This is a genomic window from Micromonospora maris AB-18-032, from assembly GCF_000204155.1.
Lineage (GTDB): Bacteria > Actinomycetota > Actinomycetes > Mycobacteriales > Micromonosporaceae > Micromonospora > Micromonospora gifhornensis.
The window spans coordinates 178,685-199,224 of the sequence record NC_015434.1; the positions used below are offsets into that span (position 1 = coordinate 178,685).

At 71.1% G+C, this 20,540-nt stretch carries 22 protein-coding genes and 3 tRNA genes; 12 read left to right on the forward strand and 13 right to left on the reverse strand.

Going from position 1 to position 20,540, the window contains the following annotated elements; genetic code table 11:
- The first annotated feature begins 2 nt into the window (after nucleotides 1–2).
- Entirely contained in the window at nucleotides 3–761 is a 759-nt protein-coding gene (locus VAB18032_RS00860) for a 2-phosphosulfolactate phosphatase (protein WP_013730871.1), read from the forward strand.
- A 100-nt stretch (nucleotides 762–861) separates the two neighbouring features.
- Here the strand turns inward: VAB18032_RS00860 and VAB18032_RS00865 are convergent, their stop codons facing one another.
- Nucleotides 862–2,859: a carboxypeptidase-like regulatory domain-containing protein gene (locus VAB18032_RS00865; RefSeq protein WP_013730872.1), complete on the reverse strand. Its 1,998-nt coding sequence runs from the start codon at nucleotides 2,857–2,859 to the stop codon at nucleotides 862–864.
- A gap of 525 nt (nucleotides 2,860–3,384) precedes the next feature.
- Between VAB18032_RS00865 and VAB18032_RS00870 the strand changes: the two genes are divergently transcribed.
- The 5 genes from VAB18032_RS00870 (at nucleotide 3,385) to amcA (ending at nucleotide 8,160) form a co-directional block, all read left to right on the forward strand.
- Nucleotides 3,385–3,705 carry a sterol carrier family protein gene (locus VAB18032_RS00870; protein WP_050814674.1) on the forward strand — a complete coding sequence of 107 codons (321 nt, stop codon included), beginning with the start codon at nucleotides 3,385–3,387 and terminating at the stop codon, nucleotides 3,703–3,705.
- 159 nt (nucleotides 3,706–3,864) lie between these two features.
- Nucleotides 3,865–5,466 (forward strand): amidophosphoribosyltransferase, encoded by a 1,602-nt coding sequence (purF, locus tag VAB18032_RS00875; protein ID WP_013730874.1) that lies wholly within the window; start codon nucleotides 3,865–3,867, stop codon nucleotides 5,464–5,466.
- A 60-nt stretch (nucleotides 5,467–5,526) separates the two neighbouring features.
- Complete coding sequence (gene purM, locus VAB18032_RS00880; protein ID WP_043719238.1) at nucleotides 5,527–6,681, forward strand: phosphoribosylformylglycinamidine cyclo-ligase; 1,155 nt, start codon at nucleotides 5,527–5,529, stop codon at nucleotides 6,679–6,681.
- A 167-nt stretch (nucleotides 6,682–6,848) separates the two neighbouring features.
- A complete protein-coding gene (gene amcB, locus VAB18032_RS00885; protein WP_013730876.1) occupies nucleotides 6,849–7,955 on the forward strand; it encodes a cyclophane-forming radical SAM peptide maturase AmcB in 1,107 nt (368 codons plus the stop codon).
- Nucleotides 7,924–8,160 (forward strand): multiple cyclophane-containing RiPP AmcA, encoded by a 237-nt coding sequence (gene amcA, locus VAB18032_RS00890; RefSeq protein WP_013730877.1) that lies wholly within the window; start codon nucleotides 7,924–7,926, stop codon nucleotides 8,158–8,160. Before amcB ends, amcA begins: the two co-directional genes overlap by 32 nt.
- Nucleotides 8,161–8,300: 140 nt before the next feature.
- Here the strand turns inward: amcA and VAB18032_RS00895 are convergent, their stop codons facing one another.
- The gene (locus VAB18032_RS00895) at nucleotides 8,301–8,513 is read right to left on the reverse strand and encodes a DUF3073 domain-containing protein (protein ID WP_043719245.1); all 213 of its coding nucleotides are present in this window, start codon (nucleotides 8,511–8,513) and stop codon (nucleotides 8,301–8,303) included.
- A 294-nt stretch (nucleotides 8,514–8,807) separates the two neighbouring features.
- Nucleotides 8,808–9,890 carry a Glu/Leu/Phe/Val family dehydrogenase gene (locus VAB18032_RS00900; protein ID WP_013730879.1) on the reverse strand — a complete coding sequence of 361 codons (1,083 nt, stop codon included), beginning with the start codon at nucleotides 9,888–9,890 and terminating at the stop codon, nucleotides 8,808–8,810.
- Nucleotides 9,891–10,093: 203 nt separating this feature from the next.
- Here VAB18032_RS00900 and VAB18032_RS00905 point away from each other — a divergent pair, with 203 nt between their 5' ends.
- Nucleotides 10,094–10,933 carry a DUF8083 family protein gene (locus tag VAB18032_RS00905; protein WP_013730880.1) on the forward strand — a complete coding sequence of 280 codons (840 nt, stop codon included), beginning with the start codon at nucleotides 10,094–10,096 and terminating at the stop codon, nucleotides 10,931–10,933.
- A gap of 276 nt (nucleotides 10,934–11,209) precedes the next feature.
- A complete protein-coding gene (locus VAB18032_RS00910) occupies nucleotides 11,210–11,419 on the forward strand; it encodes a BldC family transcriptional regulator (RefSeq protein WP_007073996.1) in 210 nt (69 codons plus the stop codon).
- A 95-nt stretch (nucleotides 11,420–11,514) separates the two neighbouring features.
- Here VAB18032_RS00910 and VAB18032_RS00915 read toward each other — a convergent pair whose 3' ends face one another.
- Nucleotides 11,515–11,901, reverse strand: coding sequence for a PPOX class F420-dependent oxidoreductase (locus VAB18032_RS00915; RefSeq protein WP_013730881.1), 387 nt, complete (start codon nucleotides 11,899–11,901; stop codon nucleotides 11,515–11,517).
- A 54-nt stretch (nucleotides 11,902–11,955) separates the two neighbouring features.
- Between VAB18032_RS00915 and VAB18032_RS00920 the strand changes: the two genes are divergently transcribed.
- Nucleotides 11,956–12,735: a class I SAM-dependent methyltransferase gene (locus VAB18032_RS00920; RefSeq protein ID WP_013730882.1), complete on the forward strand. Its 780-nt coding sequence runs from the start codon at nucleotides 11,956–11,958 to the stop codon at nucleotides 12,733–12,735.
- A gap of 69 nt (nucleotides 12,736–12,804) precedes the next feature.
- Here the strand turns inward: VAB18032_RS00920 and VAB18032_RS00925 are convergent, their stop codons facing one another.
- The gene (locus VAB18032_RS00925) at nucleotides 12,805–13,095 is read right to left on the reverse strand and encodes a hypothetical protein (RefSeq protein ID WP_013730883.1); all 291 of its coding nucleotides are present in this window, start codon (nucleotides 13,093–13,095) and stop codon (nucleotides 12,805–12,807) included.
- Between the two features lie 194 nt (nucleotides 13,096–13,289).
- Here VAB18032_RS00925 and VAB18032_RS00930 point away from each other — a divergent pair, with 194 nt between their 5' ends.
- On the forward strand, nucleotides 13,290–14,213 hold the full coding sequence (locus tag VAB18032_RS00930) for a 3-hydroxyacyl-CoA dehydrogenase family protein (RefSeq protein ID WP_013730884.1): 924 nt from the start codon (nucleotides 13,290–13,292) through the stop codon (nucleotides 14,211–14,213).
- Nucleotides 14,210–14,950 (forward strand): enoyl-CoA hydratase/isomerase family protein, encoded by a 741-nt coding sequence (locus VAB18032_RS00935; RefSeq protein WP_043722567.1) that lies wholly within the window; start codon nucleotides 14,210–14,212, stop codon nucleotides 14,948–14,950. The genes VAB18032_RS00930 and VAB18032_RS00935 overlap by 4 nt, the downstream gene beginning before the upstream one ends.
- A gap of 54 nt (nucleotides 14,951–15,004) precedes the next feature.
- Here VAB18032_RS00935 and VAB18032_RS00940 read toward each other — a convergent pair whose 3' ends face one another.
- Nucleotides 15,005–16,348: an ABC transporter substrate-binding protein gene (locus VAB18032_RS00940; protein WP_013730886.1), complete on the reverse strand. Its 1,344-nt coding sequence runs from the start codon at nucleotides 16,346–16,348 to the stop codon at nucleotides 15,005–15,007.
- 153 nt (nucleotides 16,349–16,501) lie between these two features.
- Here VAB18032_RS00940 and VAB18032_RS00945 point away from each other — a divergent pair, with 153 nt between their 5' ends.
- A complete protein-coding gene (locus tag VAB18032_RS00945) occupies nucleotides 16,502–16,891 on the forward strand; it encodes a hypothetical protein (RefSeq protein WP_013730887.1) in 390 nt (129 codons plus the stop codon).
- A 28-nt stretch (nucleotides 16,892–16,919) separates the two neighbouring features.
- Here the strand turns inward: VAB18032_RS00945 and VAB18032_RS00950 are convergent, their stop codons facing one another.
- The 7 genes from VAB18032_RS00950 to idi all read right to left on the reverse strand — a co-directional run bounded on the left by VAB18032_RS00950 (nucleotide 16,920) and on the right by idi (nucleotide 20,531).
- Nucleotides 16,920–17,423, reverse strand: coding sequence for an SRPBCC family protein (locus tag VAB18032_RS00950; protein WP_013730888.1), 504 nt, complete (start codon nucleotides 17,421–17,423; stop codon nucleotides 16,920–16,922).
- 173 nt (nucleotides 17,424–17,596) lie between these two features.
- A tRNA-Phe gene (locus tag VAB18032_RS00955) sits at nucleotides 17,597–17,670 on the reverse strand.
- A 101-nt stretch (nucleotides 17,671–17,771) separates the two neighbouring features.
- A tRNA-Asp gene (locus tag VAB18032_RS00960) sits at nucleotides 17,772–17,845 on the reverse strand.
- 33 nt (nucleotides 17,846–17,878) lie between these two features.
- Nucleotides 17,879–17,951, reverse strand: a tRNA-Glu gene (locus VAB18032_RS00965).
- 154 nt (nucleotides 17,952–18,105) lie between these two features.
- A complete protein-coding gene (locus VAB18032_RS00970) occupies nucleotides 18,106–18,885 on the reverse strand; it encodes a polysaccharide deacetylase family protein (protein ID WP_013730889.1) in 780 nt (259 codons plus the stop codon).
- A 115-nt stretch (nucleotides 18,886–19,000) separates the two neighbouring features.
- Complete coding sequence (locus VAB18032_RS00975) at nucleotides 19,001–19,951, reverse strand: MerR family transcriptional regulator (RefSeq protein WP_013730890.1); 951 nt, start codon at nucleotides 19,949–19,951, stop codon at nucleotides 19,001–19,003.
- A complete protein-coding gene (idi, locus tag VAB18032_RS00980; protein ID WP_013730891.1) occupies nucleotides 19,941–20,531 on the reverse strand; it encodes an isopentenyl-diphosphate Delta-isomerase in 591 nt (196 codons plus the stop codon). Before idi ends, VAB18032_RS00975 begins: the two co-directional genes overlap by 11 nt.
- Nucleotides 20,532–20,540 lie beyond the last annotated feature (9 nt).

Sequence of the window (20,540 nt, forward strand, 5' to 3'; positions counted from 1 at the left end):
CGTTGGCCGAGTCCGTTCACGCCCAATCCGGTTCCGGGGCCCGGTTCGACTGGGGCCTCGCGGGGGCGGCGGAACTCGGCCGCGTCTGCGCGGTGCTGGTGGTGGTGGACGTGCTGTCGTTCACCACCACCGTCGAGGTGGCGGTCGGGCGCGGAATGCGCGTCCACCCGTTCCCCTGGGGAGAACAGGCCGCCGAGTACGCGCGCCGGGTCGGTGCCGTGCCCGCCGCCGGGCGTCGGCAGGTCACGCCGGAACATCCGTGGTCGCTGTCGCCGGCCGCGCTGAGCCGGGCACCTGTCGTCTCCGACCTGGTGCTCCCCTCCCCGAACGGTTCGGCGATCAGTGCGGCCGCCAGCGCCACCGGCGTACCGGTGGTCGTGGGCAACCTGCGTAACGCGCGCGCCGTCGGGCGCTGGCTGCTGACCCAGGGGTACGGCTCGACAGACGAACCGATCGGTGTGATCGCCGCCGGTGAACAATGGCCGGACGGCTCGCTGCGCCCGTCGGTGGAGGATCAGCTCGGTGCGGCGAGCGTGCTGGACGCGCTGTCCGGGGTTCCCGGCGGCCTCTCCGTCGAAGCGGCCGTGGCACTTGCGGCGCTGGCCAGCATCCCGGACGTACCTGCGGCGATCCGGGGCTCCGTGTCGGGCCGTGAACTGATCGGGGGCGGCTTCGCCGAGGACGTCGAGATCGCCGTACGGGTCGACAGTTCGGCAGTGGTGCCCCTGCTGCGGCAGGGCGTCTTCACACCCGCCGCCTGACGGGCCAGGCCCGCCCGACGGCATACACACGGAACGGGCGACCCCCTCGCGGTAGGTCGCCCGTCACACGTTGTTCTCTACGCCTGCCCCGGGGGCTGGTTCAGTCGTCCAGCCAGTCGAGCCGGCGTCCGCGCTCCGTGGGGCTGCCGTCCGGTCGGCCACGGCCGGCCTGTGCCGGGTCGCTGCCGTACGCACCGCCCTGCTCGTAGCCGTTGTCGTAGCCTCCGCGCTGGCGTGGCGGCTCCTGGCCGTACCCGCCGGTGTTCTGGTCGTAGCCACCGTCGTAGCCGCTGCGCTGCTGCGGGGGCTCCTGCCCGCCGTAGCCGCCGCCGTAGCCGGCCTGGCCGTAGCGGCCGGGATCGTCGTACCCGCCGGTCTGGCCGTAGCCGGCCGCGGATTGTCCGTACCCACCGGTCTGCGGCGGGTAGCCACCCGTCGGCTCGGCCGCCTGCCCGTAACCGCCGGCCGGCTCACTCTGGCCGTAACCGCCGGTCGGCTCGCTCTGGCCGTAACCGCCTACGGGATCGGTCCGACCGTAGCTGCCGGTCGTCTCGCCCTGGCCGTAACCGCCGGCGGGCGTGCTCGGGGAGTATCCGCCGGTCGGCGCGCCCTGCCCGTAGCCGGTGGCGGGCTCACTCTGCCCGTACCCGCTGCCGTTGCCGTAGCTGCCGGTCGGCTCGCCCCGGTTGTAGTCCCGATCAGCCGAACCGTAACCACCGGTCGACCCGCCCTGGCCGTAGCCGCCAGGCTGCTCGGCCTGGCCGTACCCACCAGCGGGCGCACCCTGGCCGTAGCCACCGGTGGGTTCGCTCTGGCCGTAGCCACCGGTGGGTTCGCCCCGGCCGTAGCCGGCCGGCTCGGAACTGCCGTAGCCCTTGCCCGCCTCGGGCTCGTACAACCCGGTCGCGTACGGGTCGGCGGGCGCCGGGTAGCGGGTCTCGTCGCCGGTGTAGCGGCCGGTCGGCTCGTCGTACCGCTCGCCGTAGCCGGCTGCGCCACCGGCCGGCGGGTAGTCGGCCCCGGCGCTGCCTGCGCCGTAGTCACGGCCGCCGTAGCCCGCCCCCGACGAGGGGCTGGTGCCGTAGCCGCTGCCGGACGACGGCGCGTTGCCGTAACCGGATGCGCCGTAGCCGCCGGGCTCGTCGCCGTAACCACCGCCCGACCAGGCCTGCGCGGCACCGGGCGCAGCGCCGTAGGGCGGTGCGGGCGGCGCGCCGTACGGGTCCGGAGGAACGTCGTCGACGATCGGCTGGTGCATCATCGTCGGCGCGTTGCTGATCCCGGCACCGGCGACCATGGTCGGGTCGGGAGTGTTGCCGACCCGGCTGACCACGCGGGTCTGGTCGTCCGCGCCGGCGAAGGAGCCTCGTGCCGCCGGAACCGCGCCAGCGGGGGCACCGGCCGGCGCATCCCCGTCGACCTCGGCGTCGTCGTTCTCCTTGCGCTTCATCCAGAGCAGCACGATCGTGCCGACACCAACGGCCACGAAGAGGCCACCGAGCAGGACCAGCAGCCAGTTGCCGAAGCCGCCGGAGTCCTCGTTGCTGGCCTGGGCCGGAGGCGCCGCAGACTCGGCCGGTGCCTCGTCCACCTCGTCGGCGAGCTCGTCGTCGAACGGGTCCTCCGTCGGCACCGCCGATTCGCTGGCGGTGGGGGTCGGAGTCGGGCTGTTCGAGGCCTGGATCGCGAGCGTGATCCGCTGCCCGGTGACGCTCTGACCCGCGTTCGCCGTGAAGCTCACGACCTCGCGGACGCTGTTCGCGCTCGCGCCGAGGTCGATCCGGCCCGGAGCGATGGGCCGCTCGCTGGTGCCGGTGAAGCGGAAGTTGCCGTCGGAGTTCGCGTTGGTCTCGTACTGCTTGCCCGCGCTGTCCTTGAGCAGGACGTACGCGTTCGGCACCCCGTCACCGGCCTGGTTGACCACCTTGCCGGAAATCGACCGCACCGTCTGCGGCGCCTGCGTGGTCGGCGGCGGGTTGGGCCCACGCACCGTGACTTCGCGCTGGGCGCCGCCGGATTCGCCGCCGATGGTGGCACTGATCTGTACATTGCCGGACTTCGTGTCACCGGCAGCGACGTTGCCCGCCACGAGGGTCACGCTGTAGCTCTGTGACCGACCGCGGCCGATCTCCTCGGTGAAGTCGCATCGACCGTCACACGTGAGTTCACCAAAAGACGTGCTGACCCTGATGTTGACCGCGTCGCCCTCGGGTGGGATTTCTATTGGGTTTGCATTCGTTACGCGGAATGAGAGAGTCGCTCGCTGGCCTGGACTGAGAGTGCCGGACGATAGGCCGGTGATCTGTACCTGCGGCTCCGCGGCGAGGGCGGGTGTGGCGGGGACGGCGAGCAGGGCACCCACAACCAGCGCCACGACCACACCGGCCCGCTTTTGCCAGGCTCGTCGGTGTGTTGACACGTCCACCGCCTTCCGGACTGACTTTCCGTGGCCGGGCGGGGTGCCGGGCCGGGGGAACATCACGGTACGAATACGCCGTCGGCAACTATGCCTTGTCGGGGCGGATCGGCGCGACCCAGGGCCAGCGTCGCGCGCGGCGAGGAGAGGCCGTATCGTCCCGTCGTGTCCTCTCCGTACGATAAGTCCGCCGCAGTGGCGGCGGCGATGGCGGCGCTCGATGAGGGCCGCGCGCCCGAACGGTCGGTCCTGCGGGTGGCGGTCAGGGCCCTGTTGACCACCCTCGCGGACCGCACCCCCGGCCGATCGGTGGAGGTGCGTGTCCCACCTTACGGTGCAGTTCAGTGTGTTCCGGGGCCGCGACACACCCGCGGTACGCCACCGAACACTGTCGAGATGGATCCGCAAACCTGGCTCGCATTGGCGACCGGGCGACTCGAATGGACCCAGGCGGTCACGGAGGGTTGCGTACGGGCGAGCGGGACGCGGGCCGACCTCTCCCCGTACCTGCCCCTCGAACTGGAGTGACGCGTGTTTCAGCTGACCTAAAGCGGTGACAACGTGACTGTATGTGCCGACTCGGATTCGCGTACACTGTCAGGCGACAGTGTGGTCCCGGCCGATCAGCGCGGAGCAGGCCCTTCGGCTTCCGCGAGGCCAGTCCAGACCAGCAAGAGGGAGCGGCAGGTGCCCCGAGGCGACGGCCGGCTGAGCCACGACCTTGATCCCCAACGACCCGGCCCGCAGGACGCTTGTGGCGTCTTCGGTGTCTGGGCGCCGGAGGAAGAGGTTGCCAACCTGACCTATTTCGGGCTGTACGCGTTGCAGCACCGGGGGCAGGAGGCGGCCGGCATAGCGGTAAGTGACGGCTCCGGCGTGGTGGTTTACAAGGATCTCGGTCTGGTGGCCCAGGTCTTCGACGAGCCGACGCTGGCCAGTCTGCGCGGCCATGTCGCCATCGGCCACACCCGTTACTCGACGACCGGCGGGTCGACCTGGGAGAACGCCCAGCCGACCATCCGTGCCACCAGCTCCGGCACGACCATCGCCCTGGCGCACAACGGCAACCTGGTCAACACCGCCGAGTTGCAGCGCGAGGTGACCGACCGCGGCCTGACCGCGGACGGTTCGACGAACGACACCTCGCTGGTGACCGCGCTGCTGGCGAGTCGACCGGATCTCTCCGTCGAGGCGGCCGCGCTGGAGGTGCTGCCGCAGTTGCGCGGCGCGTTCAGCTTCGTGTTCATGGACGAGACCACCCTCTACGCCGCGCGGGACCCGCACGGCGTACGCCCGCTGGTGCTCGGCCGGCTGGAGCGGGGCTGGGTGGTGGCCAGCGAGACGGCGGCGCTGGACATCGTGGGTGCCAGCGTGGTCCGTGAGGTCGAGCCCGGCGAGCTGATCGCGATCGACGCCGAAGGGCTGCGGTCCAGCCGGTTCGCCGCCCCGGAGCCCAAGGGCTGCCTCTTCGAGTACGTCTACATCGCCCGCCCGGACGCCACCATCGCCGGTCGTAACGTGCACGCGGCCCGGGTGCAGATCGGCCGGCAGCTGGCCAAGGAACACCCGGTCGAGGCCGATCTGGTCATCCCGGTGCCGGAGTCGGGCACCCCGGCGGCGATCGGCTACGCCGAGGAGTCCGGCATCACCTACGGCGCCGGCCTGATGAAGAACCCGTACGTCGGGCGCACCTTCATCCAACCGTCGCAGACCCTGCGTCAGCTGGGCATCCGACTCAAGCTCAACCCGCTGCGGCAGAACGTACGCGGCAAGCGCCTGGTCGTGGTGGACGACTCCATCGTCCGCGGCAACACCCAGCGCGCGATCGTCCGGATGCTCCGCGAGGCCGGCGCGCTGGAGGTGCACGTCCGCATCTCCTCTCCGCCGGTGTCCTGGCCGTGCTTCTACGGCATCGACTTCGCCACCCGCGCCGAACTGCTCGCCAACGGTCTCGACAACGAGGGCATCCGGCGCTCCATCGGTGCGGACACCCTCGGTTACGTCTCGCTTCCCGGCCTGATCGCCGCGACCGAGCAACCGAAGACCCGCCTGTGCCGGGCGTGTTTCGACGGGGAGTATCCGATCGACCTTCCCGTCGGCAACCTGATCGGCAAGCACGTCCTCGAAGGAATCGGCCGTCGGGTCGCCCACAACTCGGACGACAGTGATTCCGCCGAGCAGCCCGTCCCTCCGCTCGTCGCCGCTGCGGGAGCTGACGACGATCTCAACCGGTCGCGTCGCGCGTCGCGCTCCGACCTGAAGATCTCGGCGACCACAAACCGCCCGTAGCATCGCCCGGCTGCGGTCGGTCACCGTCGACCGCCGCCGAGAACCACAAAGGGGAGAACCGTGACGCACGTGTCCGAGCGCAGCGGCGCAGGAAGCAGCCCGAGCGGCGCTGGCAACGACCGCCAGCCCTGGACTGCCGGCAGCGGCCGCCAGGCTCGCAAACGTTCCGTCTCGTACGCGGACGCCGGCGTGTCGATCGAGGCGGGTGACCGCGCGGTCGAGTTGCTGAAGTCGAAGGTGAAGGAGACCCGCCGGCCGGAGGTGATGGGCGACCTCGGCGGCTTCGCGGGCCTGTTCCGGCTGGACACCACGAAGTACAAGAACCCGATCCTGGCGTCGTCCACCGACGGTGTCGGCACGAAGCTGGTGATCGCCCAGCAGATGGACATCCACGACACGGTCGGCATCGACCTGGTCGCGATGGTCGTCGACGACCTCGTGGCCTGCGGCGCCGAGCCGCTGTTCCTGCTCGACTACATCGCCACCGGCGAGGTGGTGCCGGACAAGGTCGCCGAGATCGGTGCCGGCATCGCCGACGGCTGCCGCTACGCCGGCTGCGCGCTGCTCGGCGGCGAGACGGCCGAGCACCCGGGCGTGTTGCGTCCCGACGAGTACGACATCTCCGCCACCGGTGTCGGTGTGGTGGAGGAGAGCGAGATCCTCAGCTCCGAGCGGGTCGAGGTGGGCGACGTGGTGATCGCCATGCGCTCGTCCGGTCTGCACTCGAACGGGTACTCCCTGGTGCGGCACGTGCTGCTCGGCGCGGGGCGGATGCGGCTGGACGTGGTCATCGACGACTTCGGCCGGCAGCGCACGCTCGGCGAGGAGTTGCTCACGCCGACCAAGATCTACGCCAAGGACTGCCTCAAGCTGATCGCCGAGGCCGAGGTGCGGGCGCTGGCCCACGTCACCGGCGGCGGCATCCCCGGCAACCTGGTGCGGATCCTGCCCGAGAACGTGGACGCGGTGGTCAACCGCTCCACCTGGCGGCCGCAGCCGATCTTCGACCTGATCCAGTCCAAGGGGCGGATCGAGGACCCGGAGATGGACGCGACCTTCAACATGGGCGTGGGCATGTTCGCCATCGTCTCGGCCGAGGACGCCGACCGGGCGCTGGCCACGTTGACCGGCCGGGGCGTCGACGCCTGGCAGGTGGGCGAGATCATCGAGGGCACCGGCGAGGTGCAGATGGTCGGTCAGCACACCCGCGGGTGATGTGAGCTGAGCTCACGGCCACCTGATCCGGGCTTCACCCGAGTGGCCATCGCGGCCTAGCCTGAAGGGCACCCTCAACGCTGCGGGCATGCCCTGCCGGGGTTGCCCGGCAGCCTTCAACTGCTACGAGGAGGGCGATGGCTGCACCGGGACGGTCACTGCATGGGATGCGCGGCATGGCTGCCGTCCCGTCGTACGTCGTGATGCAGCCCACCACGCTCTGCAACCTCGATTGCGCCTACTGCTATCTGCCGTTTCGGGCGGCCGACCGACGGATGTCGGTCGCCGTGGCGGAGGCGGTGGCCGCCTCGGTGAACCCCTGGGCGGCGTCGGCGCGCTTCTCCGTGGTCTGGCACGGCGGTGAGCCGCTCGCCGCCGGCCGGGAGCAGTTGGCGGAGCTGATGGCGCCGTTCGGCCCGGAGGTGGAGCACCACGTCCAGACCAACGCCACGTTGATCGACGACGCCTGGTGCGAGTTCTTCGTGGCGCATCGCATGCGGGTGAGCGTGAGCGTGGACGGCCCCCGGGAGCGCAACGGCGACCGGGTCACCCGGTCGGGCCGGCCCGCGTACGACCGGATCGTTCGTGGGGTGGCGGCGTTGCGCCGGCACGACCTGCCCTTCTCGGCGCTCGCGGTGGTCAACGATCCGGCACCCGGCCGGGCGGCGGAGCTGTACGACTACTGCCTCGACCTGGGCTGCGAGGTGCTCGGGGTGAACATCGAGGAGACCGAGGGCGTCAACACCCGGACCAACGCCCACGACCCGGCCGTGGTGACCGGGTTCTGGGCCGAACTCGTGGCCGCCTGGCGTCGGCAGCCGCGGATCCATCTGCGTGAGGTCGAGTGGTCGCTGCGGTACGCCGCGGCCGTGCTGGACGGCACCGCCGATGATCTTCTGCCGCGCCGCCTCGACCCGATCCCGACCATCGCGTACGACGGCTCGGTCGTGGTGCTCTCGCCCGAGCTGGCCGGCTTCACCGACCCTCGCTACGGCGATTTCAGCAGCGGAAACGTGCTTGCCACCCCGCTGCACGCGATCCTCGCCGACGCGGCGGAGCGCACCGCCTGGGTGGGTGAGTTCCTGACCGGGGTGGAGGCGTGCCGCTCGTCGTGCCCCTACTTCGGCTTCTGTGGCGGAGGCCACGCTGCGAACCGTTACTTCGAGCTGGGGCGTTTCGACGGTACGGAGACCGAGCACTGCCGCAACAGCAAGATCCGCCTACTGGAGGGAGTGTTGGAGCATGCCCGAAACCACCAGTCACCGGGAGCCTGAGCGAGCGACGGACGAGGGACCCGACCAGGTCGCCTCCCGGGTGCGGGAGGCCGCCACCGGGCTCGCTGCGCTGCTGCACGAGGCCGAAGTCGCGCGACAGTCACGGGCAGAGGTGGCGGGTGGCGACGGCGCCAGCGCGGTCTGCGCCTGGAACCACTTCGAGAACATCCCGACGTTCTACAACTGGAACAACCGGCCACGCTGACCGGGCTGAACCAAGGGCCCGCCACACTGCCGGAGAGTGTCCGGGCGTGGCAGGCCCTTGGATCGTCGGGTGTTACGCCGCCTAGCGGGCACATACGTGAGCACGCGGGGAGTTACCGCGTGCTCAGATGTGACCGGGGGTCAGCGGGTCGGACGTACCCACTTGTCCGGGTCGTCCTCGGCATGGTCCTCGTCATCGTCGACGTACTCTTGGTAGTCGTCGTCGAAGTTGCGGTCCGACTTACCGCCGCCGCCGAGTTCTCGCTGCAAGGCGGCGAGGTCGGTGTTCGGGGAGTGGTACTTCAACTCCCGCGCCACCTTTGTCTGCTTGGCCTTAGCACGGCCGCGCCCCATGGCTCGACCCCCTCGCACAGAATGCGGGGCAGCCCGAAGGCGGGCCCCGATGACGTCAGGCATCTCTCGTGGCTCTTACGGTACATGGGGATGCCACCGTTCGGCACCTCGGGTTACCGTCGACCGCCACCGCGCGTTGCGGTCGTGCGGTCGTCACCCATTGTACCCGGTAAGGAGCGATGCCGGGAACGGTCGTGACACGGGGTGAAACCTCACGAATGCGTCGTATCCTCAGCTTAGCCGGGAACGACGGTCGAGGGCGGGACCAACGGCCCCGCCCTCGCCGGTGAGTCGTCAGCGCAGGTGAATCGCGCGCAGTCGGCCGATCTCGGCCATCCGCCGCTCGGCCAGCCGGTCGGCCGCCACCGCCGGCGGGACGCCGTCGGCGTCGGCGAGCCGGAGGATCTCCCGGGTGGTGTCGTAGATCCGGGTGGCGCGCAACTTGGCCCGCTCGAAGTCGAAGCCCTCGATCTCGTCGGCGACCTGGATCACACCGCCGGCGTTCACCACGTAGTCCGGTGCGTAGAGGATGCCCCGGTCGGCCAGCAGCTTCTCGACGCCCGGGTGGGCGAGCTGGTTGTTGGCCGCGCCGGCGATCACCTTCGCGCGCAACGCCGCCACCGTGTCGTCGTTCAACGCGCCGCCGAGCGCGCACGGGGCGTACACGTCGATGTCGGCGGCGACCAGCGCGGAGACGTCGTCGAGGAGCGAGACCTGCGGGTGGGTCGTCCGGGCCCACTCCAGTGCCTGCGGGCTGACGTCTGTCGCGACCACCTCGGCGCCGTCCTCCACCAGGTGGCCGACCAGATACTTGCCGACCTTGCCCAGGCCCGCGACGCCGACCCGTCGGCCGTGCAGCGTCGGCACTCCCCAGACGTGCTCGGCCGCGGCCCGCATGCCCTGGAAGACGCCCCAGGCGGTGAGAATGGAGGAGTCGCCCGCACCGCCGTGCTCGACGCTGCGGCCGGTGACGTACCGGGTCTCGCGGGCGATCACGTCCATGTCCGGTACGTAGGTGCCCACGTCGCAGGCGGTGTAGTAGCGCCCGCCCAGCGACTCCACGAAGCGGCCGTACGCGCGCAGCAGCGCCTCGGTCTTGATCTGCGCCGGATCGCCCCAGATGACCGCCTTGCCGCCGCCCAGGTCCAGACCTGCGAGGGCGTTCTTGTACGCCATGCCGCGAGACAGGTCGAGGACGTCCGCGAGGGCCTCCTCCTCGCTGGCGTACGGGTAGAAGCGGGTGCCACCGAGCGCGGGGCCCAGCGCGGTGGAGTAGATGCCGATGATCGCCTTCAGGCCGGTCTGCTTGTCCTCGCAGAACACGACCTGCTCGTGGCCGGTGGATTCCGGGTCGTCGGTGCTGGCGAATACGCCCATGACTGGCTCCTGTGTCGGTGGGCGCCCTTGTGGGACGCGGACCTGGTTCTACTGCCGGCGGGGATGCTGCCGGTGTAGCGAGCCTAGTATCGGCTGACCTCGGCCTGCTTGCGCGAGCACCTCGTCCCGTCCAGCGGGCACCCATTCACGGCCACGATGACGCCGAGCAACGCTCGGCCTGCGATTCGTGGGAGGATCGCGCCGTGCCGTCGCTCTTCGCTTCATACCTGCGCGTGTACGAGCCGTTGACCGCCTTCGACCGGGACCGCCAGGCGTACTGGCGGCGCTACGTCGAACAGGGGCGGGCAGTGGCGCCGGTGGAAGGGCCGGGCCGGCAGCGGACCTCGGTGATCGAGGCGCTCGGTGCCGGCTGGACCCGGCTGCCCGACCTGCCCGAGGAGGCGTACGTCCTGGAGACGGACGAGACGCTGCTGGTGTGCCCGTGGAACCTGCGGATCCGGGTGGCCGAGGCGGCGTTGAGCGCGCGCGACGGCGTCCCACCGGTGCTGGCCGACGCCTTCGTCCCGCCGGTGCTGGCCGGGCAGGCCAAGGCGGTGGTGGAGGACTGGCGCAGCGGCGCTCGGGTGCTGGAGCGCGGCGTGCCCCGGGTGCACGAGCAGGTCGCCACCTGGGGGGTGCCGCTGCGCTGGTTCGTGCTGTTCGAGGCGGAGGAGCGGCAGCACGTGACCGCGCCGGGGCGTCGGGCGCTGCGGTTCCGGACGGAGATATCCAAGGCGCGGCGTCGTTCCTCGCGGGCCCTGTCGGTGCTGCGCAAGTCGATCGGGGACGCCCCGATCACCGAGGCGGTCGAGGAGGCGGCCCGGTGGTTGGAGGAGTTCCACCCGGGTTCCGTGGTCGAGTTGGACTACGGCGGCCTGGTCGAGTTGCTCTCGGACGAGACACTGGCGGACGACGACTCGCCGGAGCTGGTCGCGGCGGGGCTGGCCGGGCTGTCCCAGGGCGAGGCGGAGGAGGCGTCCGCAGCGTACGACAAGCTGGTCGCCCGGTGGCGTGCCGTGCAACTTTTGGAGCGGTGCAACTAGCCCGGCGTGCCGGGGCAATTAGTGGGGCATTGTCCATCAATGTCGGGCCACAACACGAGGCTCCTTCGTAGTTGATGCATCACGAACCGTGATCATGAGTCCGAATAAGGTAGCTTCTGGCGTGTAAAAGTCCTATATATCGGGCATGGTTCATCCGTCCGTCTAGGGACGTTCGGCCGTTCGGCCCATGTCGGACATCGGGGACTAGCCGGACCATGGGAGACGCGTCGGCCGGCGGGACCCCGGCCGATGTCTATACATGTGGAGGAGTGACCGATGGCATCGCGAACGCACGAACCAGAGCCGCTACTTACACCGGCCGAGGTGGCGTCGATGTTCCGTGTCGACCCGAAGACGGTGACCCGTTGGGCGAAGGCTGGCAAGTTGAGCGCCATCCGGACCCTGGGCGGCCACCGTCGCTACCGGGAGTCGGAGGTCAGGGCATTGCTGCAGGGTCAGATCCCGCAGCAGCGCCAGGGGGACTGACTGCACGACAGATAACAGAGCTGAGCGCAAGGGCGGCGGATCGTCAGATCCGCCGCCCTTGCGCATGTCGGGACACGCTGCCCGGTCCGGTCCGGTCAGTTCGGGTCGGTCAGTTCGAGCCGGATGCCGACCGTCCCGCCCTGCCCACGACGCAGCCGGCTGCCGAGCAGGGTCAGCCGGCCGATCATCCGGTACTTCTGCTTGATCAGGCCGCGGATGTGCTCGGTCGCGCCCGGGTCGTAGAGGGTCGCCCGGGCCGGTACCGCCGCGCCGTGCGGCCGGCCACGGACGTCGCACGGCGCCACCGTGACCTCTCCGCTGCGCCGGATCCGCTTCACCTTGCCGGCGTCCGACGCGGTCCACACCGCCAGGGCGTCGCCGTCGCGAACCGCCCAGACCGGGGTGGGCACCGCTCGGCCGTCCTTGCGGAAGGTCGTGAGGAGGATGTACTTCTCCGCCGCGAGGCGGTCCAACGTGGTCACCCCCTCAGCGTACGGGCGCGGACGGGCAATGAGCAGGCCGATAGCGTGGCAGGTGTGACGGGAGAACCACGAATCGGTGACGTCTTCGGGGAACTGCTGCGCGACACGCTGGCGGTGGCCACCGGGATCGGTCCCCGACCGCTGGCCGGCGGGCGCGTACCCCGCCCGGTCATCGAGATCATCGAACGCGACGACGGGCTGATCAACGGGGCACCGGCCGCGCAGTACCTCGACGGGCCGCAGGAGTGGCAACCGCACGACCACCGCGCCGTGGACCGGGTACGCGGCGCCACCCTGGACATCGGCGTCGGCGCCGGGCGGATCGCGCTGCTGCTGCAGGAGCGCGGCGTGCCGGTCACCGGGCTGGACATCTCACCGGGCGCGCTCGCGGTGTGCCGCCGTCGGGGCGTACGGGAACTGGTGCACGGCACCGTGGACGAGCACGCGGCGAGCGGGCGGCGCTACGACACGTTTCTGCTGCTCGGCAACAACCTGGGGCTGTTGGAGGGGCGAGAACGGGCACCCGCCTTCCTCGCCGCGCTGGCCGCGATGGCCAACCCCGGTGCGCAGGTCATCGCCCATGGCACCGATCCGTACGGCACCCGCGACCGGGTGCACACCGGCTACCACGAACAGAACCGGCGTCGAGGCCGACTCGGCGGGCAGCTACGGCTGCGGTTGCGGTACCGCGAGTTGGCCACCACCTGGTTCGACTACCTGGTCTGCTCCCCGGACGAGCTGGCCGACCTGGTCCGGGGCACCGCCTGGCGACTGGCCGACATCGACGATCGCGACGCTCCGTACTATCTCGCTACGTTGCGGCTGCCCGGCTGACCGGGCGAGAACGTTAAGAGGGGCCCCTTGCTATACCGGAGGCGTTAACAGGGGGCCCTTCCTTACAACTCAGACCTGGACGGTGGGGGGAAGTTGCTCCGGGGGGAGGCCACCGTCGCCGTCGACGACCTCGTCGGGCTGACCGTCCTCGTCGATGTCGACCATCGTGACGTCCACCTTGCCGTCGCCGTCGGTGTCGAACTGGAACAGGTCGGCCTTGCCGTCGCCGTCGGTGTCGACCACCCAGACGTCCGTACGGCCGTCGTTGTTGGTGTCGGCGCGCAGCAACTCGACACGCTCGTCGCCGCGCGTCTCGACCGTCTCCTGGGCCTCCGTACCGGTCTCCGGTGCCTGGCTCATCAGTTCGTCCCTTCCCTTGGTTGTCAGCGGTTCCTACCCGATCTCGCCCGCCCCCACGCACGCGACGATGATCGTGCTGCATAGGGTCGCACCATGACTGAGCGGAGGGTACGGACCGGCTCCGGCGTGGCGGCGATCCCGCGCGCCATCGGCCACGCGGGAGCCGAGGGCCGTCACGGAGCGGTGGTGGATCGATGACACAGCGATTCGTCGTGGTCGGTGCCGGCACGATGGGCCTGGGCATCGCGTACGTGGCAGCCGGCGCGGGTTATGCGGTGGAGTTGGTCGAGCTCGACCGGGCCCGCGGTGAGGCGGCCGTCGAACGGCTCGCCCAACTCTGGGAACGGGCGGTGCAGCGCGGCAAGCTGACCGCTGAGCAGGCCGCCGCCAACCGCGCCTCGGTCACCCTGCGGGCCGGGCTCGGCGAGGTCGCCCCGGAACCGGCGGTGATCGTCGAGGCGGTACCGGAGCGGCTGGAGCTGAAGCGGGCCGTGCTGGCCGAGGCGGAGCGACTGGAGCCCGCCCTGCTGGGCAGCAACACCTCAAGCATCGCCATCGCCGAGCTGGCCGGGGAACTGGCCCGGCCCGAGCGCTTCTGCGGGCTGCACTTCTTCAACCCGGTCTGGGCGATGGCGCTGCTGGAGATCGTGGTCGGCCCGGCCACCGCCGCGGAGACCACCGAGGCGGCCCGCGCGCTCGCCGACCGGCTGGGCAAGGACCCCGTCGTCGTACGCGACATGCCGGGTTTCGCCACCTCCCGACTCGGGGTCACCCTCGGGCTGGAAGCCATCCGGATGGTCGCCGACGGGGTGGCCAGCCCGGCCGACATCGACAAGGCGATGGCGCTCGGCTACCGGCACCCGATCGGCCCGCTGGAACTGACCGACCTGGTGGGCCTGGACGTGCGCCTCGACATCGCCCGTACCCTCCAGGCCGCGTACGGCGACCGGTTCGCGCCGCCGCCGCTGCTGGTGGAGATGGTCGCGGCGGGCCGCCTGGGGAAGAAGTCGGGCCAGGGCTTCTACCAGTGGGTCGACGGGGTCCGCTCGGGCGGCACCGAGTCGGCCGCCCCGACCACCGATCCGGCCTCCGACGCCGCGCCGGGAGCGACACGGTGAGCGCCGGGCTACGGGTCGAGGAGCTTCCCGACCGGCTGGTGGTCACCCTCGACCGGCCGGAGAAGCGCAACGCCATCGACGCCGACCTCATCGCGGCGCTGCACGAGGTCTGCGCCGAACTGGAGGCCCGTCCCCGGATGCTGCTGCTGACCGGCGGCACCGACGGGATCTTCGCGGGCGGCGCGGACATCGCCCAACTGCGCGAGCGCGGCCGGCTGGACGCTCTCGCCGCGATCAACTCGGCGGCCTTCGCCCGGATCCGGGCGCTACCGATGCCGACCGTCGCCGCCGTCGACGGCCCGGCGCTCGGCGGTGGCGCCGAGCTGGCGTACGGCTGCGATCTTCGGGTGTGCACCGAGCGGGCGGTGTTCGGCCAGCCGGAGGTGCGGTTGGGCATTCTGGCCGGTGCCGGCGCGACCTACCGCCTGCCGGCGCTTGTCGGTGAGACCCGGGCCAAGGAACTGCTGTTCACCGGGCGGCGGGTGGACGCTGCGGAGGCGCTGCGCATCGGCCTGGTCAACCGGGTGGTGGCGACCCCGGACGAACTGCTGCCGGCGGCGCACGCGCTCATCGACGAGATGGCCAAGGGCTCGGCGCTGGCGCTGCGGCTGACCAAACTCGCCGTCGACGCACCGGCCGCCGCACACCCGCAGCTGGACCTGGTCAGCCAGGCGGTGCTCTTCGAGGACGAGGAGAAGCGACGCCGGATGACCGAATTCCTCGACCGGCGACGCTGAGACAACCGGAAACGGCCGCACCGACGGGTGTCGGTGCGGCCGTCGCGGGTGCGCTCAGCTGTTGGCCAGCGCCGCCAGCGGTACGTCGGCGTCCGCCAGGGCCCGGACCACGGCGGCGGACTCACCGAACCCGATGATCAGGACGGCGTCGGCACCGAAGTCCTTGATCTCCTTGGCGCCGGCGCTGAAGTCGATCGGCGCGGCGTTGGCGTCCTCGCCGGGCTGGTAGCCGAGCAGCTTCACCTTGTCGCCGCCGAACCCGGCCCGTTCCAGCTCAGCCCGGACGATGCCCTGCAGACCCTCACCGTAGGAGTCCTTACGGGCCACGATCGCGATCTTCTGCGGGCCGTCCCGGAGGATCACGTCGGCCAGCGCCCGACCCTGGAGCCCGTCCGGCGGTGCGGTGCGGAAGTAGAGGCCGCGGTCGTCGACCTCGGTCAGGTTCGCCGCGGTGTTCGACGGCGAGAACAGGATCCGTCCCGCCTTCACCACGTCCTCCAGCACGGCGGCGGAGATCCCGGAGCCACCGGCACCGATGATCACGTGGACGCCGCCGTCGACGTGCCGGGCGACGGTCGCCTTGGCGATCGCCGGGTTGGTGCCGTCGTCACCGTCGACCCAGACCACCTCCTCGCCGAGCACCCCACCGGCCGCGTTGATCTCCTTGATGGCCAGCGCCGCGCCGGCGGCCAGCGGCGGGTAGGCGATCGCGAGGTCACCGGTCTTGGGCAACAGTCCGCCGATGACGAGCGGCCCGTCGGGGGACGAGGAGGCGTTACCGCGCGGCGGTCGCTTGTTGCTGGCCGCGGACTCGTCACCGGCGCCGACGAACTCGGTCTTGGCGTCGTTGAGCTGCTGCCCGTCGAAGTGCAGGGTGGCGTAGCTGGCGGTCGCCGGCTCACCGACATCGGTGAACCCGGCCCGGGTGATCGAGACGCTGCGGTACTCGATGTCCTTGCCCTCGCGGATCAGGCGCAGGCACTGGGCCACCGTCCCGCAGCGGGTGCCGGTGTTGGTGACCCCGACGATCTGCTTGGCGATGGCCGTCGGATCGGTGGTGCCCGCGACCTCAGCGGCCAACGCGCTGATCACCACCGCGTCGTATGACTCGGCGGCGTAGAGGAAGCCGTCCAACTTCGGATCGACGGACAGTAGCCGCTTCTTGAAGTCCTCGGGCAGCGGTGTGAGCGGGGTGGTGCCCTTCATGCCATCGACCAGGTTGGCTCGATCGCCCAGCTCCTCCGCGTACGAGTTGGACATGTTGCCGTCGGTGCCGTAGAGGCGCACCTGGTGGGCGGTCGCCTCTTCGGGCTGGTCATCCCCGCAAGCGCTGGTGGCGAGCAGGAGCGTGGCGCAGACCGCCATGACGGCGCCCCGCGTACCGCGTGACATGTGCATTGTCGTCCTTCCTCCGCGAAGGTCCGCTGCGCAGACTAACGTGCCGACCCGGACGACGGGACCGTGGAGGGTCGTCTATCCGCAGGTCGCCTAGCTTATGTACGGAGAGTGACGATCGCGGTCTCCTTGACCGGCACGCCTACTGTGCGGTGCGTGACCGACTCGCCACAGCAGACGTTTGCCGACGCCACCGCGATCCTCAGCTCGGCGCTCGACGGAGACTCCGACGCCGTGGTGGGGACCTTCGACGCGGTCGTCGACCGGGACGGCCTCACCGGTGCGTACGACGTGGCGTGGTGCCTGGCCGCGACCATGGTCGGTGATCCGGTGCCCCCGGGCGCCTGCGCGCTCGACTTCCCCGGCATCGACCAGGCCGAGTACGACGCCCGCTGGGTGGCGCGCTTCGTCAGCGCGTACGCCAACTCCGACCTGGAGACGGCCCGGGCGCTGTTCGGTGCGGCGGCGGCCGACGGCCTGCTGCCCGAATGCCTGCTCACCCTCGCCGGCTCGACCATCGCCACTCTGCGGCACCGCTCCACCTGAACGCTCCCACGGCCGGGCTGGCCCGGCCTCACGCCGGCTCGGCGACCGCGGTCGCGGCGAACCGGGAGAGCAGCTCGTGCCACCCGGCGGTGAGCGCCTGCCGATAGCCTTCGGCTGCCTCGCCGTGCCTGTCGAAATGCCGGTGTGAGACCTCGACCAGGGTGCCGACGGCCGCAGGTGTGAAAATCACCTCGACCTCGCTGGCCCGCGCCGGGTCCGGCACCGGTGCCCGATCCGGGCCGATCTGCCAGGTGAAAACCAGCCGACGCGGCGGATCCCAGATCAGCACCCGACCCCAGTCGTTGCGGAAGCCGTAGGGGCCGATCTCATAGAGCATCCCGCCGGCCCGAGGCTCCATGCCCAACTCGGCGAGCACGTCCGGGCCGGACCAGGTGTACTCCGTCACCCACCAGTCGGTGAGCCTGGTGGTGAAAGTCTCGTACGCGGCTTCCACGGGCGCGGGGACCAGCGCCGTGGTCCGCAGCGCGAACCGCTCGTGCTCCTGTCGGATGTCGGGCGGCCGGTCTCCCATACGCCCGGACCATACCGGCTGCTGTCCGACTGCGCAGCTTGCTCAGGGCCCGGGTCGCAGCGCCGACGGCGAGCACCGACAGGTGCCCGAGGGCTGCGAAGTGAGGGCATACAGCAAGATCCCCACCTACGTTTCCGCTGGTGGGGACCTCTGTAGCCCGGCGAAAGGCTATGTGGCCAGGGGCGGGGTCGAACCGCCGACCTTCCGATTTTCAGTCGGACGCTCGTACCAACTGAGCTACCTGGCCGTGCTGCTCGGGCCATGTTACCCGGCGGGATCGCCGCCGACTGGGTCACCTGTCCCGATACGCAGAACGCCGCGCGTGGTGCGCGCGGCGGTCAGCGCTTGCGGTCCTGACGGGACTTGAACCCGCGACCTCCGCCTTGACAGGGCGGCGAGCACTCCAACTGCTCCACAGGACCTTGCTGGTGTTGCCTCCGGCCGAAGCCGGACCGTGCCCCCAACGGGATTCGAACCCGTGCTACCGCCTTGAAAGGGCGGCGTCCTGGGCCGCTAGACGATGAGGGCGGCCCCGCCATCATTGCACATTCGCAACTCTGTGCGGACTTGCTCCCATCCGGCCCCGCCGGAGGCTTGGAAAGCATACGTGATGGCTGACCGGACGACCAAACCGGTATGCCACCAGCCGCAGGCGCTCATGAAGCCGCAGGTCAGGAGGGGGTTAGCGGAGCCGGGTGATGCCGTGGTCGCGCTTGAGGGCGGCGATCACCTTCGGGCAGGCGGCGAGGGTGGCCGCCCGGTTGCCGCCCCCGTCGTGCAGCAGGACCACCGAGCCGGGCCGGGCGGCCCGCTGCACCCGCTTCTGGATCGTGGCGGCGGTCGGCCGGGCCCAGTCCTGCGGGTCGACCGTCCAGTGCAGCGAGCGCATCTCCAACTGCTTGGCCACCTTGACCACCTCGGCGGTCCACCGGCCGCCCGGCTGCCGGTAGTACGGCACCTTCGCGTCCTCAACGGCACGTCGGATCTCCCGGTTCGTCCGGGTCAGGTCGGCGCGGATCTCGGCAACCGGTCGCCGAGCCAGGTTGAGGTCGTGGTTCCAGCTGTGGTTGCAGAGCTGGTGGCCCTCCCGGGCGATCCGGCGGACCAGCTCGGGATGCTTGCGGACCTGCGTACCCACCACGCAGAAGGTGGCCTTGACCTTGGCTGCCTTCAGCAGGTCCAGCACCTTCGGTGTCCAGGCCGGGTCCGGACCGTCGTCGAAGGTGAGCGCCACCTTCTTGCCCCCGGTGGTGCGTACCAGGCCGGCCGGCAGCTTGGCCGGTAGCGGCCGCAGCTTGGGCTTCGGCGAGGCGGTTGGGCTCGGTGGGGCGGGCGGGTCCGGCAGGGCGGCCGACGGGGGTGCGTCGGCGGGTGTCGGGTTGGGCTCGGCGGAGCCCGCGCCGCAGCCGGACAGCAGGAGAGTCAGCCCGGTGAGGCAGGCGAGCAGCAGACGAGGACGCATGGGTCGCTCCCGAGAGGGGTTCGGGTACGCAAACCCCGACGCTAGTTCACCCCTTTTCGGCGGATAGCAGCGGGTAGGGGCGTCGTAGCGCGCGGCATCTTCCCGGGACGAGGGATCAGGACGCGGCGGACCGGTCCAGTGAGTCGCGTACGGCGACGGCGAGCGAGACCGCCTCGGCCAGTCCACCGGGGTGGACCACACCGGCGGGCAGACTGTCGGCCGGCCACCCCGGCCCTGCGGCAATGACCAGCAGCGGTCGGCGTGGGGCGCCGAGCAACGCGCTCAGTTGGGCCGGGTCGCCGGTGACCCGGGTGTGTGACCAGATCACCACGGCGGCCGGCCCGGTCCGGTCGATCGCGTCCAGCAGGGCGTTCACCGGCACCCGCGCACCGAGCATCCGATGGTTGACGCCCACCTCGGCGAGCGCTGCGGCGAGCGCCTCCAGCGGCAGGCTGTGCTGCTCCTCGTCGGCGCAGGAGAGCAGGATGCGGGGTGGCTGCCCGGCGGGGGCGGGACAACCTGCCACGACCGCCGCGAACGCCGCCGACACGCACCGGGAGACCAGGTGCTCCACCTCGATCAGGGCGGCGGTGGCGGCATGCCGCTCACCGATGCCGACCAGCACCGGGCGGAGCAGTCGGTCCCAGGTGTCGACCACCCCGTCGGTGGCGATCGACCGGGCGATGGTCTCGCTGATCACCTCGGCGTCCAGCCGCATCGCGGCTCGGGCCAGGCCGCGAGCCACCGGGCCGGCTCGGCGTACCGGGATGGTCGCGCCACCGCCGGCCCGCGCCGGGGTGGACCGGACCGGGCGTGGGGTGCGGGCGGACACCGGGTCCGGTGCCTGCCGGGCCCAGCGGGCCGCCTCCGCCGGGTTGACTCCCTCGGCGGTGAGCCGCCGCATGATCTCCAGCCGAGCCAGATCGGCCGGGGTGTAGCGCCGGTGGTGGCCGGGGACGTGCTGGCTCGGCCCGAGGCCGTACCGCTGGTGCCAGGTGCGCAGCGTGGTGACCGCGACACCGAGCCGTCGGGCGACCGCCCCGGCGCTCAGCGCCTCATCGGCCACCCGACCGCTCCGACGGGTCGCTGGGGGGCAGCTGGGCCGGGCTCGACGGGTGCAACAGCCGGTCCAGCACCCCGCCGAGCCACGGGGCGTACGAATCGGGATCCTCGATCAGTTGGGTGGCCAGGGTCACCGGGTCCGTCCAGCGCAGCTCGGCGACCTCCGACGGTTCCGGGTGCAGCGGCTCGTCCGACCGGAACTCGCCGCGCAGGACGTGGTCGTACTCGACCTCGATGCGCCCGGTGGCCGGGTCCTCGGCCCGGTAGATGTGCACGCCGACCTCGGTCAGCGGAACCGGCCCGACACCCAGTTCCTCGTCGAGTCGACGGTTGGCCGCCACGGACAGGGGCTCGCCCGGCTGCGGATGGCCGCAGCAGGAGTTGGCCCAGCGCAGCGGAAACCGGGTCTTGATCGCGGCGCGGCGCTGGAGCAGTACCCGACCGTCCGGTGCCACCAACAGCACGGAGAAGGCGCGGTGCAGCCGGCCTGGTGGCTGGTGGGCCGTGGCCACGGTGGTCGAGCCGACGGGCTGACCCGTCTCGTCCACCAGCTCGACCAGATGACTCTCCCGGGACGGGGACATCAGTGCATT

What these genes read in the sequence shown, in the direction of transcription:
- VAB18032_RS00910 (WP_007073996.1), top strand. Translation starts at nt 11,210, where the DNA reads ATGGCATCGCGAACGCACGAACCAGAGCCGCTACTTACACCGGCCGAG.
- VAB18032_RS00870 (WP_050814674.1), top strand. Translation starts at nt 3,385, where the DNA reads ATGGCGGCGCTCGATGAGGGCCGCGCGCCCGAACGGTCGGTCCTGCGG.
- VAB18032_RS00925 (WP_013730883.1), bottom strand. Translation starts at nt 13,095, where the DNA reads ATGAGCCAGGCACCGGAGACCGGTACGGAGGCCCAGGAGACGGTCGAG.
- VAB18032_RS00930 (WP_013730884.1), top strand. Translation starts at nt 13,290, where the DNA reads ATGACACAGCGATTCGTCGTGGTCGGTGCCGGCACGATGGGCCTGGGC.
- amcB (WP_013730876.1), top strand. Translation starts at nt 6,849, where the DNA reads ATGCGCGGCATGGCTGCCGTCCCGTCGTACGTCGTGATGCAGCCCACC.
- amcA (WP_013730877.1), top strand. Translation starts at nt 7,924, where the DNA reads ATGCCCGAAACCACCAGTCACCGGGAGCCTGAGCGAGCGACGGACGAG.
- VAB18032_RS00895 (WP_043719245.1), bottom strand. Translation starts at nt 8,513, where the DNA reads ATGGGGCGCGGCCGTGCTAAGGCCAAGCAGACAAAGGTGGCGCGGGAG.
- idi (WP_013730891.1), bottom strand. Translation starts at nt 20,531, where the DNA reads ATGTCCCCGTCCCGGGAGAGTCATCTGGTCGAGCTGGTGGACGAGACG.
- VAB18032_RS00970 (WP_013730889.1), bottom strand. Translation starts at nt 18,885, where the DNA reads ATGCGTCCTCGTCTGCTGCTCGCCTGCCTCACCGGGCTGACTCTCCTG.
- VAB18032_RS00900 (WP_013730879.1), bottom strand. Translation starts at nt 9,890, where the DNA reads ATGGGCGTATTCGCCAGCACCGACGACCCGGAATCCACCGGCCACGAG.
- VAB18032_RS00940 (WP_013730886.1), bottom strand. Translation starts at nt 16,348, where the DNA reads ATGCACATGTCACGCGGTACGCGGGGCGCCGTCATGGCGGTCTGCGCC.
- VAB18032_RS00950 (WP_013730888.1), bottom strand. Translation starts at nt 17,423, where the DNA reads ATGGGAGACCGGCCGCCCGACATCCGACAGGAGCACGAGCGGTTCGCG.